Origin of the sequence: Acidianus manzaensis (assembly GCF_002116695.1) — an archaeon.
Lineage (GTDB): Archaea > Thermoproteota > Thermoprotei_A > Sulfolobales > Sulfolobaceae > Acidianus > Acidianus manzaensis.
The window spans coordinates 2,616,935-2,634,629 of the sequence record NZ_CP020477.1 but is presented as its reverse complement, the minus strand read 5'-3'; the positions used below and the strand labels follow the sequence as shown (position 1 = coordinate 2,634,629).

Genomic DNA, 17,695 nt, shown 5'->3' with positions numbered 1-17,695 from the left:
AAGAGTAACTTATAATTAAAAACATACCTTAAATAAGACTAAAAACTTTTTATTCAATCTCCAGCTCCACTATTAGATACTCCTGCGTGTACTAGTACGTGTGCTATTCCTAGTGCTGCTAATGCTAATCCTGCTACTGCTATACTTAATCTTATTATCATTAAAGTGTTTTGTGGTGTGAGGTTGAACTTCATTTTTCTTCAAAAGTAATTAGGGAGGATTTCAAGAAAAATTTTTCTATAAATTAAGATAAATAACTACTATTTTATAGATTTTGTAGTGTTAAACTTTTATTAATTAGTGCGATATTTTAACCAGATAAAAATGAAAAGTTTTCAGTTTAAATTTACCTACTTTTGTATGTATTATTAAGAACTATATATTTATATAGTAGTAATTATCTGGGTTATCAATTAAATAATATAATTTTAACTTTTTTAGGTAATTGAAGTTCTTTCTTTGAAATCTAACGTTCATTTAAACGCATCTCTCCTTTATTTATGGAATAATTTGACATTTTATTGTTTTTATCTCCATAAAGATTGCCTTAAAGAATTAATACCATTATATAAGTATATTGGTTATTATTGCTATAAAAAGTTTGCGTATTTTTACTTAATATATACATTATAAATTGCTTTTTACAAATACAAAAGAAATTGTTGATTACTTTCATCTTGTCACGTAGTTAAAAAAATTTTACATATATAAGTTCCCTTTATCAAGATAGACTTACAATTAATTATACTGAAAAACCTAGAAATTATTTATACGTATCCGACGACATGAATATTTTAAACACTCACATTTTAATTCTCATAAAAGAATGAATAGATTATATGGCGATGAGTAATAGATCAGAAACTTCTAATATCCAACGAAATATTGAATAAGACTGAATAGAAGTTTTATAACTTTAACGGAGATAATTAATTGGTAAGAAAAGTTTTGATTACCTGCTATCATGATTCATATTTTACAACAGTCGGCATGTCAAGTTTTATTGATGGCACATTATCATTTCCTGGACTTATATTTAATGCCATAATTAAAATATAACTTTCTCCAGGTACAAGAGAACTTCTATTGCCAAAATATATTTTAACATCAGTATTTCCAGGATTTAATACATTTGGATTAATATAAGTTGCCGGAATGTAAGGATTTTGAATATAAGCTGAAGTTATGACAGCTGGAACAAACGATTCAATTTTAAGATTTATATAACCATCTCTTATTACTTGATTACTCATTATTTTAACTATCGTTTTTTTCCTTGTTATGAAACTTTTCACACTTTCATATGGTTTAGATATATCCCCTTGCATTTGATTATTAATATCAAACATTTCTTTTGGTAAGTTATCTTGCTGAGTGTAAGGCTGTTGAAATGTTCCAGTAAATGAACCTGGATTTAGTCTAGCCCCACATCTCATACAGTATAGTGCTTCATCAGGATTAGCATATCCACAATAAGGACAAATTATAGACACATTAAATATATTTTTTATGCCAATATAAAAATTTTTCTATTTTTACATTACTAAATTACATCATAACTTAAAATCTTCAAAGCCTTTATTTTGAAAATACTGTTAACTTCATCATTAATTCCTCTTATAGAAGAAAAAAGTATCAGTCATTTAAAACTCTCACCTTCAATACGATTTAAAAATGTTGTATAATAAATAATGGATTTCATCACCTTTTGCAGATATTATAAAAATAGAATGACAATAATTCTTTAAATAGCCTAAACTCCACTATTGTAAATATAACGCGTAAAAACTAATTTGTGGATTATCTGAAAATTGAAGCTATTCTCTTAATCAGAACTATTCGTGAAATAAGCGTTAATTATTCAAATGATACACACTATACTATGTTAAACTAATTTGTCTTATGGAATATATTCTCTATAGTCTTGATAAATTAGTAAAAATTTTATAGTTATTATTTAGTCTTAGAGTTTTTCAGTTTACTCCGTAATTCAAGAGTTTTTTGGTAATTTATTTTTCCATTTTCTATTACTACTCCATATATTTTTTGTGCGATATTGTAATTTATATACTCATTTTTCACGTCGTTTAAAACTAGTTCTGGATCTCTGTCTAATGGATCTCCCCATCCTCCGCCTCCTGCACTATGTAAGCTTACTTTATCTCCGGCTTTCAATTTTATTGACGCTGCTTTTCTAATAATTTTTGGTTCTTCTCCTTTTTCATAAATTATAGCATAATTAGATGGACCATTATAACCTCCATTTACTCCCCATGGTGGGAATTTTGATCTTCCAATGGATACTGTGAAGTAAGCTTCCTTAGATCTAATTATATAGTTTTTTATAATTCCAAATCCTCCTCTATATTTACCATGACCTGATCCATCTTCAGTATTTAATGATATTCTTTCAACTAAGATTGGCATTCTATTTTCGTAAACTTCTGCAGATGCTATATATGTTTCTCCATCGCCACTAGCTACTAGTGCACTTTCTCCATCTTTTTCGTTACAAGCTCCCCATCCTCCTGGTTGCGGTTCTACAATAGCAAAAGGTTCATTAGTGTTTTCATTATAACCACCTAATATTGTAGCTAATATAGATAGAAAATGGCCTGCGGATAGTTTATCTGGTATGTGAGGAGCTAGGGCTTTCCACACTAAATCAGTAGCATAAGACATTGATTCCCAGTATGTTGAAGTAGGAGCTGGTTTCTTAGGATTAAATATACTGCCTTCTGGTGCAATTACTTTTAAAGTGGAAAAGTAACCCGCATTAGGTGAAGCATGAGGATCTGTAATAGCCATAAATATTTCTCTTACTGCCGATACTGTAGCTGGTAATGGAGAATTAATTGGTCCTTTGACTTGATCAGAACTACCAGTAAAATCTACTATGAAATTATCATCAGTTATAGTGACCTTTGCTTTAACATAGACTGGATTATCGGAAATTCCATCATCGTCTATGTAATCTTCTGCTTCAAAAACTCCTTTAGGTAATTTACTTAACCTTAATTTGCTTAATTTAGCCCCATCTTCAATTAACTTATCCATTGCTTCTATTACGTTTTCTAATCCATACTTATCAATCAGCGTATTTACTCTTCTTAATGCTACTTTCATTGAGGCTATTTGTGCTTCCATGTCTCCTAATGTTGCACTAGGCATTCTTGAGTTAGCACTTATTATATCTATTACATCCTTATTTGGCTTTCCTTCTACGAATAATTTTATATTAGGTAATTGAAGTCCTTCTTGAAATACTTCTGTGGCATCTGATGTCCAACTTCCAAAATGCATTCCTCCTATTTCGCTCCAATGTCCTTTATTTACTATAAATCCTAACAGTTTGTCTCTACTAAATATTGGCATTATTAATGCTACATCATTTAGGTGAGTTCCACCAGAATATGGTATATTAGTAGCTATTATATCCCCTTCTTTTATATTATTATTCCATTTATCTAATACTTCTCTTATTGTAAAATCTAGAACACCAGAAAATCCAGGTACACCAGGTGCTTGTGCGACCAAACCTCTACCTTTATAATCAGTTATTCCTACAGCATAGTCTAATACTTCATATATAACTGGACTCTTTGCAGTTCTTCCAAAAGCATAAAACATTTCTTGAGCTGCTACTTCTAGTCCATTTTCTATTAATTCTAATGTGAATTGATTAATCATATTTAATCCCTCTCTATAATTAAATTACCAAATTCGTCTAAAACACTTTTTTGGCTTTCAAGAATTATCGCAGTAGAAGTAGGATCTTCAATAATAGCTGGTCCATATATATATTGATTAGGTAAAAGTTTCTCTTTATTATATACATTCCATTCATTGTAGTCTCCCTCAAAATATACTTTTCTCTTACTAATGAGAGAATTACTAAATTCATAATTATTTACTATCTTCTTTTTTATTGGAATTGATTTAGTCTTTACAATACCACTAACGTGGAAATTCACTAGTTCAATTGGACTATCTAATTTAAATGCATAAGCAAGTTCGTGAGCTTCATGAAATCTTCTTTCTATTTCTCTAATTTCCTTCTCTCCTATGACGCCTGGCATTATATTGACTTTAACAGTGTGCTCTTGACCGTAATATCTCATTTCAGCGTATCTAGTTATTAAGATATCTTCTTCCTTAAAGCCTTCTGAAACTAACGTAGATATTATTTTTCTTTCTATACTGCTGAATTTCTCATTTATTATGTCAATGCTATTTTCTTTATCAATCCTAATAGGATATGATAATACCATATCATGTCTAATGTCCGCTAGTAACATTCCCCATGCTGAAAATACTCCTGCAGGAACGGCTGGAATTATTATTTTCTTTATCTCTAATTCATCTGCTACAAAAGGTGCGAACATAGGACCAGATCCTCCATATGCTATTAAAGTAAAGTCTCTTGGATCATATCCCCTCTGGATAGATACTAGTCTTACTACGTTTACTGCATTATCGTTAGCAATTTTTATAATTCCATATGATGCTTCTTCAATTGATACATCGTAGTAATTTGCAATAGCAGAAATTGCTTGCAATGCAACATCTTTATTTATCTTTATTTTTCCACCCAATAATTCGTTTTGATTTAGAAATCCACAAGCAATATACGCATCAGTTACAGTTATTTCCTTACCACCTTTTCCATAAGAAATTGGACCAGGATAAGCACCAGCGGCTCTAGGTCCTACTCTTAAATTTCCGGTTTCGTCAATCCATGCAATACTTGTGCCACCATTTCCTATTTCTACAATATCTATTGTAGGTACTTTTACTGGATATCCAGAGCTATACTTATCTCTTCCAATATAATAGTCAGTAATTATTGTAGGTTCTAAATCTTTTACTAAACTAGCCTTAGTAGTAGTACTTCCTCCATCCATTGTTATAAGATTTTTCTCACCAAGAATTTCTCCTATCTTAATTGCACCTATAACTCCTGCAACAGGACCAGATTCTAAAGTATATACGGGAAATTTTTTAGCAAACTCAAAAGTAGCTACTCCGCCATTAGAAAGCATTGCAAAATAATTTCCTTTAAAATTTCTTTTTTTAAGTTCATCCTCAATTTTGCTTAAATATTTTTGCATCTTCGGCATTATATACGCATTAAGCACTGTAGTGTTAGTTCTTTCATATTCTCTCCATTCCCTTGTTATTTCATGAGATAATGTTACTATAACGTCAGGTTTATTTTTTTCTATAAGTTCTTTTATTTTTAATTCATGGATAGGATTAACATAGGAATTAATTAAAGATACTGCAATAGCTTCTACATTCTCATTTTTTAATCTATCATATATTTCATTAATTTCATTTTCATTCAATTCTACTAAAATATCTCCCTTAGGATCTATTCTTTCATTTATTTCTAATCTCAAATATCTTGGAACAAAGGGAACAGGTTTATTATATTTAAAATTATACATGTCCCTTCTATTTGCTCTTTGAATTTCAAGAATATCTCGAAAACCTTTTGTAGTGATTAAGCCAATCTTAGCTCCTTTCCTTTCTATTATAGTGTTAATAGCTAACGTTTGTCCATGTATAATTTCATTAGTTGCTTCTAAATTTATATTTAGCCAATCTATTCCATTAAGTACTCCAATTGATGGATCTTCAGATGTAGTTTCATTCTTTATCCATTGAATTTCTTCAGAATCAGTATCATAAACTACAATATCAGTAAAAGCTCCTCCTATATCTATTCCTACTCTTATCATCATTAAGTGTATCTCGTTAATAAATATAAAAAAATAATATAGTCAATTATATCAGCATTTGTATTCCAAAAGACATCTAGATAGCGTATTTAAACTATATAATTAATACAATATAGCGCTACAATTAACTATGTTATTATGTCAAAAGAAAATTATAAATAAACGGAATACTTAAAAAAAAAGGATGTTATGAAATGAGCTGGGAAGAAATATTTAATAAGTATCTAGATGAAAAAGATATTAAAATTTTAAAATTTTTAAATAATGATGCTAATATTTCAGATGCAAGAATAGGTAAGATGATAGGATTATCTAAAACTAGTGTAAGAGTTAGAAGATTAAAATTACAAAATAGCGGAATTCTTAAAATAGTAGGAGTTGTAATATTACAAAATTTAGGCTTACCTTATGCTGATGTCATGATTAAGTTAAACCATGATTTAGTTCTAAGGGAACAATATATTAACAAGCTAATTAGCAATGATTTGGTATATGAAATAACTGAATATATGACTGAATGGGACTTGCTTATCAGATTATTTCATAAAGACACGATAAAGCTAAAGGAAGAAATATTAAAACTGATAAACGACAAAGCAGTTCAAGATTACAAAATATATTACGTATCAAGAACCTACAAAGCTTGGGGAAAATCAGTCCTATCTAATATATAAGGCTTATTCATAAATATATAGTCTATTGAACAACTAAAACTAATCTATTAGAAATCAATTTATATTAAAAATAAACTATTAAAAGACCATAATGATAGTCAACTTATGATTAAATAAATTATCTATGAACTATAAAATGTTTTTATTCTATACTTATACTTTAGAAATTATGGCAGGAAAAGAAGAAGTTGGAAAAAATGAAGAAAAATCCAAATACGATGACTATTCATTAAAAGAAGTTCCTAAACATTCTAGATATGGTTTCTTCAATATTTTCCTAGTTTTTTCATCAGTATATGGAGCAATAGCTGTTATATGGGGAGGAGGCGCATTAGGCTATGGACTTACATTTTCGCAAGCTGTAATAGCTGTACTTTCAGGAACTTTAGTACTAGCAGTATTAGGTAGCTTAATCGCATCTATAGGAGCATATAGTGGACTTTCTACATACGTCATGTGGAGACATCCATTAGGAAGATTAGGTGGAAAAATAGCTGGATTCTTATTAATAAGTATAACTACAGGAATAGGATGGTATGCTGTAGAAACATGGTTATTTGGTATAGTTATAAGTGAAATATTTCCCAATAATCCATTTTTCTCTGTTGGAGTAGCATCAATTTGGGGTGGTATACTAATGATAATTATGACATACATAGGATATAGAATGCTATCTTTTATGAGCTATTTTACAATCCCATTCCATATATGGCTAATAGGTATAGGTATAGCAATAGTACTATCCCTTAAAGGTGGTTTTACTGCAGTTGTGTCTGCCACACCAACACATTATATGAGTCTATTAGATGGAATCTCAGCAATTATTGGACTATATAGTGCAGGTACAATAATATCTTCAGATATTTCTAGATTTTCCAAATCAGCTAAAGACGCTGCATCAGCCTGGATCTCCCATATAATATTCCTTTATCCATTCCTAATATTAGGAGGAGTAGCAATAGTCCTAGTTACAGGCTCCTATTTAATAACTAATGCCATGTTAGATTTAGGAATGGGAGTAGGCGTACTTTTGATAATAATTTTTGGTCAATTTATAATTAATACAGACAATTTATATAGTGGGTCCCTATCACTAGTTAACCTATATCCTATGAGACGCGAAATAGCATCAATAATTAACGGCATAATTGGAACCGCCATAGCTGCATTTATAGGTTTTATTGCTGGATCATCAATAACTCCTTTCGAAGATTTTATTTCATTATTAGGAGACTTTTTACCTGCTATGGGAGGAATCGTAATAGCCGATTTCTTCATAGTAAGAAAATATTTTAATAAAATGAATGACCCATATAAAAGATATCAGTTTACACCAGGTAACGTGTATTATAACGTAAACATTGCAGGCGTACTAGCTTTAGCATTAGGTTCAATTGTAGGATTTTTCATTAATTTAGGTATACCAGCTGTTAACTCTCTAATTACTGGATTATTAACATATCCATTATTATATTATTTAATTAAATCATTAGGAAAGAATCCAGAAATATTACCATATAATTATGAAGGAGGCGACTTAAAATGAATCTAACTACTAATTATAAAATATTCATTTTTTATAATATAATATTAAGTTTTGTTTTTATCGTATTATATATTTTATCTAAGGGATTTGTACAATACTACAACTTAGTATATGGCATACTAATATTAGCAATAACAAGTTTCAGCATATTAAGATTCTCTATAAACAAGCTAGAAGATCAAAAAATTAGAACAGGAGTTCAAGCAGCATGGCTATTAGTATCTTTCGCACTAGGTTACATTTCAATAGTATATGCACCAGTCCTTTTAACCTCAATCCAGATTCTCATAACAGAATCTATAATATCTTTAATACAAATTTTATGGGGATCAACATTACTAGTAATTTCATATAGAAAAGGATATTCAATAATAAAGGTGTAGAATTGAATGGAAACATATTACATTCAAACAAAAGATATTCAAAATCTAATTATAGGAGCTTCATTTTTAGGCACCGGTGGCGGAGGAGATCCATATATAGGAGGTCTTATGCTAAAAAGAGAATTACAAAATAATAGTAAAAAAATAGAAATAATAAGTAAAGTAAATACAATCAATCAAAATTCCTTCGTCATAGGAAGTGCAATGATGGGAGCACCAATTGTTATGATAGAAAAAATACCAAATAGTTCAGAAACAAAAAAAGCATTAGAAGCATACTCTAATTTCACAGGAAACAAAATAGATTATATAACTCCACTAGAAATGGGAGGAGTTAATTCCACCATCCCACTAATCACATCAGCCAAAACCGGAATACCAGTTATTGACGGTGATGGAATGGGAAGAGCATTCCCAGAACTACAAATGACCACTTTCTACTTCTATGGAATTCAACCCTCTCCAGTAGTCATCTTCGACGAAAAAGGAAATATAAGCATAGTTAAAGGCATTAACGGATATTGGTCAGAGAAAATAGCAAGAACAATTACAGTAAGATACGGAGGAAGCGCATACATAGCTCTATACGGTACTAACATAAAAACATATTTCAACTCAGCCATACTAGGCACACTAACCTTAGCACTAGAAATAGGACAATCCATAAATGACATGCGTTTAGATGACGTACTAGACAAACTAAAAGCTATAATTCTATTTAAAGGAAAAGTAATAGACGTAAATAGAAAACTAGACAAAGGATTTTCAAAAGGAAATGTAACAATACAAGGATTAGAAAATAACAACATACTAAAAATTGATTTTCAAAACGAATTCCTATTAGCAACTATTAACAATGATATAATAGCATCAGTTCCAGATCTAATTACAGTATTAGATTTATTCACATTTAAACCTATAACCACAGACAGAATCAAATACGGACAAAAAGTTATAGTAGTAGGAATACCATCCAATAACAAACTTAGATCACCTAATGCATTAAAATATATAGGACCACGAGCATTCGGATACAACACCGACTTTATACCTTTAGAACAAAAGGTGAAGAAAATTGCCAATTAAAATAGGAATAGATATAGGAAGCACACACACCGACGTAGTTGCATTAGAAGGAAAAAATTTACTAGCAGCAGACAAAGTAATGACAACACAAAACCTTACAGACGGCCTATTAAACGCAATAACTACAGTAATACAAAAATTAGGAGAAAGAAAAAATGAAATAAACTCATTAATGATAGGAACAACTCACGGCCTAAACGCCCTACACCAAGCTAAAGGATTAAATAGAGTCGCAATCATCAGAATAGGCTTACCAGCAGGAGAAGGAGTCCCACCAACCTTCGATTGGCCAGAAAATCTCAACAATTTCATTACACACAAATACATGATAAGAGGAGGTCACGAATATACAGGAGAAGAAATAACAGAATTAGATGAAGATAAAATAAAGAAAATTGCAGAAGAGATTAATGGAAAAACAGACGCAATAGCAATAACATCAATATTCTCAATAGTCAATCCAGACCACGAATTAAGAACCAGAGAAATTCTAAAAGAAAAAGGAATTAACATACCCATAATATTATCACATGAAATAGGAGGAATAGGATTATTAGAAAGAGAAAACTCAACAATCCTAAACGCACTAATACTAAGAATTTTCGAAAATCTAATAATAAAAATAAAAGACTTACTATCCAAACTAGGCATAGAAGACGTAAAAATATTCTTCGCCCAAAACGATGGAACCGTAGCCTCAGAACACTTCATAAAAAACTATCCAATATTCACCGTAGCCGGTCCAGTATCAAACAGTATAAGAGGAGCACATTTACTAACAGGAATAAAAAACGCAATAGTCATGGACATCGGAGGAACCACAACCAACGTAGGAGTACTTTACGACGGATACCCAAGAGAATCCTCATCCATAGTAGAAATAGTTAATATAAGAACCAATTTCAGAATGCCAGACATATACACCCTAGCATTAGGCGGTGGAACAGTAATTAAAAATGAAAAAATAGGTCCAGAAAGCGTAGGTTACGCACTTACCCAAAAAGGAATTTCATGGAACGGCGACACACTAACAACAACTGACGTAGCAATAGCAATAAAAAGAATAACATTAGAAAACGCCAATCCCAAACTCGTACTACAGAAATTCCCTACAGACTATTTAACCAATATATACACCAAAATGAAAAAAATGTGGGAAAACGCAATAGACCTTATGAAAACCTCCAAAACAGACATCCAAGTAATAGCCGTAGGAGGAGGAAGCATAATGATACCAGACAAACTAGAAGGAGCCTCAACAGTAATAAAACCCCAAAACGCACAATACGCCAACGCAATAGGTGCAACACTAACAAAAATAGGTGCTACAGTAGAAAGAACATTCTCCTACGAACAAACCAGTAGAGAATCAGCAATAAAAAACATCATAGATGAAGCCAAAAGAATAGCAACCACCGCAGGCGCATCAAACAACACAATCGAAATCAGAGAAATAGAAGAATTACAAATACCATACCTACCAGGCAATTCAGTCAAAATAAAAGTCAAAGTAGTTGGCGAATTCTCATAATTTCCTTATATACCATATCTCTTATAACACCATACCCTCCCACCTCCTTCCACTTATTAGATACAGGAATATACACCACTCTAACCTTAATACCATATTTTATCGAATCAGAAGTAACAACATGATTACTATAATCAATTAAACTAATTATTTCCGGAGAAATATAAGATATTTCCCCATTTTTTATAAAACCCAAATATTCATTCTTAAATATTACCTCAGCCCTCTCATCCTTATACCCCTCAATCCCCTCAAGCTCAACCACCCCCAAAGCAAAACCCCCCAAATTATACCTCTTAATATCAACAACCTTACCCTCAAATATCACCCTACCATTACTCAAACCAAGCATCTCATCCAATCCACTCTCAACCAAAGCACCACCCAATTTATATGATAAACTAACCGTACCCAAAATACCTCCATTAATATACCCATTACCATCACACGGATACAAAGAAATATAACCCCTCCCACCAAACCTAACCGTAATATCCCTAGCGACCTTTTCAGCATAATAATCATCTACAAGATCCAAGACAGTACAATTCCCACGCTCATCACATATACTCATAGGCGTAGCTCTAAAACCCGCAAAATGCATCGTAGTCATATACAACTCAGGAAAAGCCCTACCTTCAAAATCACCATCAACCACAGGCTTTTTAGCCATTAACGACACTATGAAAGGCACTATCGAATTTATTCCACCTATCTCAATTGGCGTTATTTTCGTAGGTTCCTTCCCAATAAATCCCGCTAAAACCATCAGAGAATTATAATATTCATGCCCAGAAGGAATTTTTTCAACCCCTATTAAAGGAGAACCCATACCCCCTACTCCTATTATAAAATCACTATCCATTACTTCATTAGTATATTCTAAATAATCTATATTCATTTCAATCATCTTAGCCTTAAGAATCCTATAACCCAAAAACGGATTCCCTCCACCACCAGAACCCAATATAGAACTACCCACAGCCAAACTATAAACATCATTTATCGAAAGCCTTTCCATAAAATTCATTATTCCACACATAAATAAAGTTTAACACACTTTCAAATACACATCAATATTACCCACATCTTTTATATCTATACAATACATGGGATATATTTAATTTTTTTATCTCCATCAAAAAATACACAGAATATGTTAAGTACAACAAAACTCTTAGCTATAGTAAATTATAATTCAATTACTAACTCAACTTGTAGTGTACACTATTTGAATACTTTACGTTAATTCTACGTCTGTCTGATTTAGAGAAAGGCCTCAATTTTCAAATACACCACACACTAACTCAACTTGTATAAATATTCACTTCATAGAGAATATAACATCCCAATAGTAAAAACCCAATCTTAAAGCTAATAAACCTTAAGGAATTCAACACATAAATCACGCTCAATCAGAACATCAATAACTACAATCAACCTATTGTTGAAATAAAACTATCCTAAAATCAATACGAACTTCAATTCACATAACCAAAAATTTTCCCATTAAAACTCACAAAAATTTTACTATTAGCCTAGTATAGTAAAAACTTCCTTTTTCTTTAATAAATTATTCATAAGAGAAGAGTTCCTACCTTGATAATTTTATTTTAATCTCTAAAGAAATAAGTCTAATATTAACTATATAATAATAAATGGAGTTCAGATTAGTTAAACATTTCATTTCTAGACTTATATTTCATACGTATCACATTTAAAATTTTATACACTATTTTTATCCTTCATAACGACACTATATAAGTAACTCTGAAATTCTAACGAGAGAATAAACATATAATCCTCAAATTACTTATCCCTTAACTTTAAACTTCAAGACTTATATTCCAAACCTCTAGTAACTTGCATCTTAGAAAACTCACGATAAATCTCCATGAGAAACATTAATCACAAATAATTTATACATAGAATTAGATTAATGAATCTAGAAGTACTAAATGTCATTTTTTAGGAAAATTCTTACAACAGTTGGTAAGAATAACAGAAATTATACTACATATACTTTTTATTATACTCCTAACTCTAGCCTCCTCACTACAACTGCTAACTCATATATCATTTAACAAATAATCTTAGATATTACTGTTTCTTCTTCCTATATTACAAAAAACTAAACAAATTTACATAAATATTAATTATTTTCAAATTAAGAAAAAATACTTTTTTTAACAAATAAAAGACAAAATTTATATCAAATCTTCATAAAAAAGGGAAAAAATTTTTTAAATGTAATAGAAGAACCATAACTGATAAAAAGAAAGAAAAAAGACTCCCTATAGAGGAAAGAATATTGTATATATATATAAAAAATAATTATTTGATTGAAGTTTATATTAAAACTCAATTATTACTTTTATCTAAAATTAAAACAGATTATATATAATACAACTATATGATAATATAGAAATAAAAGACTGTTCGATAAGTTTTAAAAACAAAGAAAAATTCATAATATTATGCTATCTAAAATCGTCATACTCATGATTATTTTGCTAGAAATATTTTCAGTAGTATCATTAGCAACGAACTACTTTCCCTACGTCCAATATCCAAAAAACGTACTTATGGGGCAAAACTTCACAATAACATTCGGACTAGCATCCAATGTAATTAACTCCACAAACTTTGAATATGCAACTCCAGGTACTAAAATAGTGAATATTTCTAGTAATACTGGTTATCAAGGATTTGGAGGGTATTGGCTAGTTGATAAAATTAACTTGACTAATGCTAGTGAGTTAATAGTTTCGTTTTATGGAGAGAGAATCGGTGGAGCTAATCCGGGAATAGTACTTTATAGCAATAACTTCAACTTAGAGGAGACCGATGGTCAGTCTGGAACTTATGAAATATTAGTTGCATGGGGTGGGATCTTATGGTTAGACAAGCTTAATGGATATTTCGCAGCAATATCAACACTACCTACTTTTTCTTCTGGTAATTACACTGTGATTTTCAAAGATGTAAATTCTTCCTTATGTGTCTACTCTATAACTGTTAATTCGTCAACTTACTTAGTAAAATATAATACTGGAATACCTTGGAAGAGTATAGGTTATGCTGGAATTAGACTTGATAACGGTATTGTTGTGCCATTATCATTTGGAGTAAAATCATTTATTCCTGCTAAGTATATTGTATACATAAATGGTAAGGAATATGCATTAGGTTATAGTAATGGGAGTTCTTCCATAACTCTTAGAATATTTTCACCTTCTGTCATAAACATAACCTTTCCACGATATTACGTGTACAAAGTAATTACAATAGGTACGACTAAATCTTCTGATATCCATGAAAATTTTCCTATATTACAATATATTCTAATTATAATTGCGATAGTGTTCATTGGATTATCTATATGGAGAGAAATATTAAATAAAAAGACTTAAAAATAAAATTATCAATATTATTTGATGATTCCTTCTATATTACTTTTAGATATTATACAATATTTGCAAATAAATAATAGATAAATTTCATTTTATGACCAAACTAACATTTTTTAGTATATATAAATATTTAATAAAAAATATAATATTAACAAATAGTATTAACACTTTATACAATAAACATTATTTCTTTTTCTCACAATAAATTATCCCTAAATCTTCTGTAGAACGAGATGGAAATGACTTTTTTAGTTTGCAGATATAATTTAATTCCTCTAACTTTCTTATCAATGTTTTTGCTTTTACCTTAGTTCTAGAGTAATGATATTCAAAGACTATCTCATCAAATGATGAAATTATTTCTGGCTTAACCAGTCATAATAATATCAGCTTCACATCCTTCACAATCCATCTCTAACAAGTAAGGTTCTTTTGAAATCTCTTTCACAATCTTCTCTAAAAAAGAGAAGATAGAAACTTCGACATCACCTTGATTATTAACAGAATAACTAAAACTATTATCAGTAGTAACATTAGATGGCACTTTTATCACTTCGTCTTTACTACCAAATCCAGCATTAAATAAAAGAATTTATTTTCCAAATTGTTCAACTTACTATTTCCTAAAGCTTCTTCATAAACTGTAGGTAAGGGTTCAAAAGTGTAAACTTTTTTGCTCCCTTCAAAGCAAAATATAGTGCAGTATCACCAACATTGGCACCAACATCAACAACTCTAGTGTGTACACCGCCTCCTCCTACAAAGTTAGAGCTTAAAACACTAAGTATATACCCTAAACTAGTACTTAATCCAATTATAATCTACAAAATATGCCACTAAATAATAAAGTTTAATAATTTCCTTAATATTTATGATTCATGGTAGATATTACTTACCATAAGTATTTACTAAAGTGATATTTACTTATTATAGGATTACCTTTAAAAATCGATATTCTATCCTTTATATGGACTTCGAAAAGGAAAGAGAAAAGATATTAAAGTGATTTTTAGAAACGGTAATGAAGCTTACTGCTCTTATGATTGCATAGTGGCTATTATAGAGCTATTACAAATAAATAATTATGATTTAAGTAATTTTTATGAAACTTTAAATCTTTTATCTAAAAAACAATTACTTTCTGAGTTAAATGATGAAAATGAATCATTTATAGAGTATCTTTTTTATTATCTGGTTGGATTAAAGAAGGTGAAGTATGGGCTAATCCTAAGTATAATGTGAAAGTACTTTATTCATCTGGAGTTTTATTGAGACATTCGCTTCTAAAGAATACAATATTGACGTTTCAGATAAGGAAGAGGTAGTAAAATACATAGAATTTAAATAAAGATGAATTAATATAAAAATGTTAGCAAAGCAAAATTATTAATTTATCCTTCATTAGCAGATAGTTTTTCCTTTTCCTTAGTTATTCTGGAGTCATTAGCTGTAGGTACACCAGTAATTAGTTACAACTTCTTTCCTATTTATTCAGTGTACAAGAATGTTCCAGCAGTGAGGTTTTCTCCCTTGGACAATACTAAGTTTGCAGAAATTGTTTATAGCTCTCTCAATGATGAATTTCAGAATTGAGTGAACGATGAGAGGACAATAAATTTTATCAAAGAACATAATTGGGAGAAAGTATGAGCAAATATTGCTAAGATCATAAGAGGATCTGAATAATTCTTTTAACGAGAAAAAGCTTGCCTGGCAAAAAGTTAGAAATAATGTTCTTCTCATCTTCACTAAATATTTTGCTTATCTTAAAGAAGAGAATAATAACTAAAACTAAGACAAAATCAAAAAATGGCGGATCTATAAATATTTCGTAAACGAAAATTAAAGGAATTAAAGAGAGAATTCCAATCTCTTTCCAGGATGGATGAAACACGTGATTACTTAACACGTAGTATAATGTAAAAACTGACGAAACAGCAGATACAATTAGCTGAGATATAGCTCCTCCCATTATACCTATCCTTGGAATAAGAGTGTATGAAGTAGTAAGGACAGTGGATGCATTTATGATAGAGAGAATGAGAAATGGCCTCAAACTCTTCTTAAACGCTATCAAAAACCTTGTTAAGATTCCAATAGGTTGAGGAAGCGTAATAGCTAACAATAGGATTGTCATAGCTTCAATTCCACTCTTATATGCAGGAAATAATGAAGGCAAAAGATAATATGCTATAGGTAAAGAAATTATAACTAGTAAGAAAGTCAACAGAGAAGTTACTTTAAATGAAAGCCTAGAAATGCTTAATTCATCCTTACCTAAAGCTTTATAATAAGATGCAGAAGGGAGTAATACTCCAGTTAATCCTCCTAAGACCATGTTAGGTACGTTAGCTATTAAGGCAGCAAACTGATAAATTCCTAGATAATATGATCCTAAAAGATAGGAAGTAGTTACTCTATCTCCTTGACCAGAAAGAAATCCGGCTGTAGAACTTAAATATAAATTGATTCCTTCTCTGAAAATTTTTTTAAAAATTGTAAATTCAAATGAAAATTTAAATCCTCCTATAGCTCTGGTTATTACTAGAGTATTGAAAACAGTTGAAAAAATTCCTCCAGCTGTCCATATTCCTATAAATAGGAAAATATCTTGTCTAATTACTGCAATAATTGAAATAACCCATCTAATTATAAGGAAGGTAATACCAGACATTGCTCCTTCAGTATATCTGTTTAATCCATGCATTATACTTCCTGTATAATTGGAAAGAAGATATAGTACAAGATATGGAATTGCTAATTTAACGTAAGTAGGAAAAATAAGAAGGACTAAAAATACTGGTGATATAATCAAAGGTGTTAAGATTACTGTACTTATGAATTTTTTATCTATTTCCTTTTTTGCATACATGTAACTGACTTCTCTAGTGATTAAATTACCGTTAAGTAACGCAAAGAATGATACTGAGATTACTTCTAATAGCTGGATAATTGCAACTTGCCCAAAGAATGTTGGATTAGTTATCTTAGCCGTAATGACAAAAAATACTAGAGCAACAATTATGTTAACTGTTGTGATGCTTAAGCTCTTCAATGCATTTACTATTGGATTCATTCATTTTCTATTATTTGTCAAGCAGTTTAAAAACTTTCTAGCAATGTTTATATTGTTAGGATTCTCGTTTCACCTCCTATGAGGTTTGGTAAAGATTTTACTGGCTGCGAGAAGAACTTTAGAGATTTATTGTGTGGTAATTAAGGACTTCATTACGAATTGCAATAATCTCATCTAGCTATACTACTTAAATACAAGAAGAGAGACTGTTGAAATGCAGTCATGAAAATTAGTATATAATA

14 protein-coding genes are annotated in these 17,695 nt (G+C 30.3%); 7 read left to right on the top strand and 7 right to left on the bottom strand.

Annotated elements, in window-relative coordinates; genetic code table 11:
- Positions 1 to 53: 53 nt before the first annotated feature.
- The 4 genes from B6F84_RS13960 to B6F84_RS13580 form a co-directional block, all read right to left on the bottom strand.
- The gene (locus B6F84_RS13960; protein WP_187152710.1) at positions 54 to 194 is read right to left on the bottom strand and encodes a hypothetical protein; all 141 of its coding nucleotides are present in this window, start codon (positions 192 to 194) and stop codon (positions 54 to 56) included.
- A 768-nt stretch (positions 195 to 962) separates the two neighbouring features.
- The gene (locus B6F84_RS13590) at positions 963 to 1,493 is read right to left on the bottom strand and encodes a zinc ribbon domain-containing protein (protein WP_148692739.1); all 531 of its coding nucleotides are present in this window, start codon (positions 1,491 to 1,493) and stop codon (positions 963 to 965) included.
- Between the two features lie 460 nt (positions 1,494 to 1,953).
- Positions 1,954 to 3,690 carry a hydantoinase B/oxoprolinase family protein gene (locus B6F84_RS13585; RefSeq protein ID WP_148692738.1) on the bottom strand — a complete coding sequence of 579 codons (1,737 nt, stop codon included), beginning with the start codon at positions 3,688 to 3,690 and terminating at the stop codon, positions 1,954 to 1,956.
- Between the two features lie 2 nt (positions 3,691 to 3,692).
- Complete coding sequence (locus B6F84_RS13580; protein ID WP_148692939.1) at positions 3,693 to 5,744, bottom strand: hydantoinase/oxoprolinase family protein; 2,052 nt, start codon at positions 5,742 to 5,744, stop codon at positions 3,693 to 3,695.
- A 194-nt stretch (positions 5,745 to 5,938) separates the two neighbouring features.
- Between B6F84_RS13580 and B6F84_RS13575 the strand changes: the two genes are divergently transcribed.
- From B6F84_RS13575 to B6F84_RS13555, 5 genes are all read left to right on the top strand, one after another.
- Entirely contained in the window at positions 5,939 to 6,418 is a 480-nt protein-coding gene (locus B6F84_RS13575) for an Lrp/AsnC family transcriptional regulator (RefSeq protein ID WP_148692737.1), read from the top strand.
- Positions 6,419 to 6,587: 169 nt separating this feature from the next.
- Positions 6,588 to 7,964 carry a purine-cytosine permease family protein gene (locus B6F84_RS13570; protein WP_148692736.1) on the top strand — a complete coding sequence of 459 codons (1,377 nt, stop codon included), beginning with the start codon at positions 6,588 to 6,590 and terminating at the stop codon, positions 7,962 to 7,964.
- On the top strand, positions 7,961 to 8,347 hold the full coding sequence (locus B6F84_RS13565) for a hypothetical protein (protein ID WP_148692735.1): 387 nt from the start codon (positions 7,961 to 7,963) through the stop codon (positions 8,345 to 8,347). Before B6F84_RS13570 ends, B6F84_RS13565 begins: the two co-directional genes overlap by 4 nt.
- A 6-nt stretch (positions 8,348 to 8,353) precedes the next feature.
- Positions 8,354 to 9,433 carry a DUF917 domain-containing protein gene (locus B6F84_RS13560; protein ID WP_148692734.1) on the top strand — a complete coding sequence of 360 codons (1,080 nt, stop codon included), beginning with the start codon at positions 8,354 to 8,356 and terminating at the stop codon, positions 9,431 to 9,433.
- Entirely contained in the window at positions 9,423 to 10,964 is a 1,542-nt protein-coding gene (locus B6F84_RS13555) for a hydantoinase/oxoprolinase N-terminal domain-containing protein (RefSeq protein ID WP_148692733.1), read from the top strand. The genes B6F84_RS13560 and B6F84_RS13555 overlap by 11 nt, the downstream gene beginning before the upstream one ends.
- On the opposite strand, the gene B6F84_RS13550 is transcribed toward B6F84_RS13555, so the two are convergent.
- Complete coding sequence (locus B6F84_RS13550; protein WP_148692732.1) at positions 10,939 to 11,985, bottom strand: DUF917 domain-containing protein; 1,047 nt, start codon at positions 11,983 to 11,985, stop codon at positions 10,939 to 10,941. The two genes, B6F84_RS13555 and B6F84_RS13550, sit on opposite strands and share 26 nt — an antisense overlap.
- A gap of 1,456 nt (positions 11,986 to 13,441) precedes the next feature.
- On the opposite strand from B6F84_RS13550, the gene B6F84_RS13545 reads away from it, so the two are divergent.
- Positions 13,442 to 14,377 (top strand): hypothetical protein, encoded by a 936-nt coding sequence (locus B6F84_RS13545; protein WP_148692731.1) that lies wholly within the window; start codon positions 13,442 to 13,444, stop codon positions 14,375 to 14,377.
- 367 nt (positions 14,378 to 14,744) lie between these two features.
- Here the strand turns inward: B6F84_RS13545 and B6F84_RS13955 are convergent, their stop codons facing one another.
- Positions 14,745 to 14,921, bottom strand: a complete 177-nt coding sequence (locus B6F84_RS13955) for a class I SAM-dependent methyltransferase (RefSeq protein ID WP_187152709.1) — start codon at positions 14,919 to 14,921, stop codon at positions 14,745 to 14,747.
- 845 nt (positions 14,922 to 15,766) lie between these two features.
- Between B6F84_RS13955 and B6F84_RS14305 the strand changes: the two genes are divergently transcribed.
- Positions 15,767 to 15,970, top strand: a complete 204-nt coding sequence (locus B6F84_RS14305) for a glycosyltransferase (protein ID WP_420807183.1) — start codon at positions 15,767 to 15,769, stop codon at positions 15,968 to 15,970.
- A 73-nt stretch (positions 15,971 to 16,043) separates the two neighbouring features.
- Here the strand turns inward: B6F84_RS14305 and B6F84_RS13540 are convergent, their stop codons facing one another.
- Entirely contained in the window at positions 16,044 to 17,453 is a 1,410-nt protein-coding gene (locus B6F84_RS13540) for an oligosaccharide flippase family protein (protein WP_148692730.1), read from the bottom strand.
- Positions 17,454 to 17,695 lie beyond the last annotated feature (242 nt).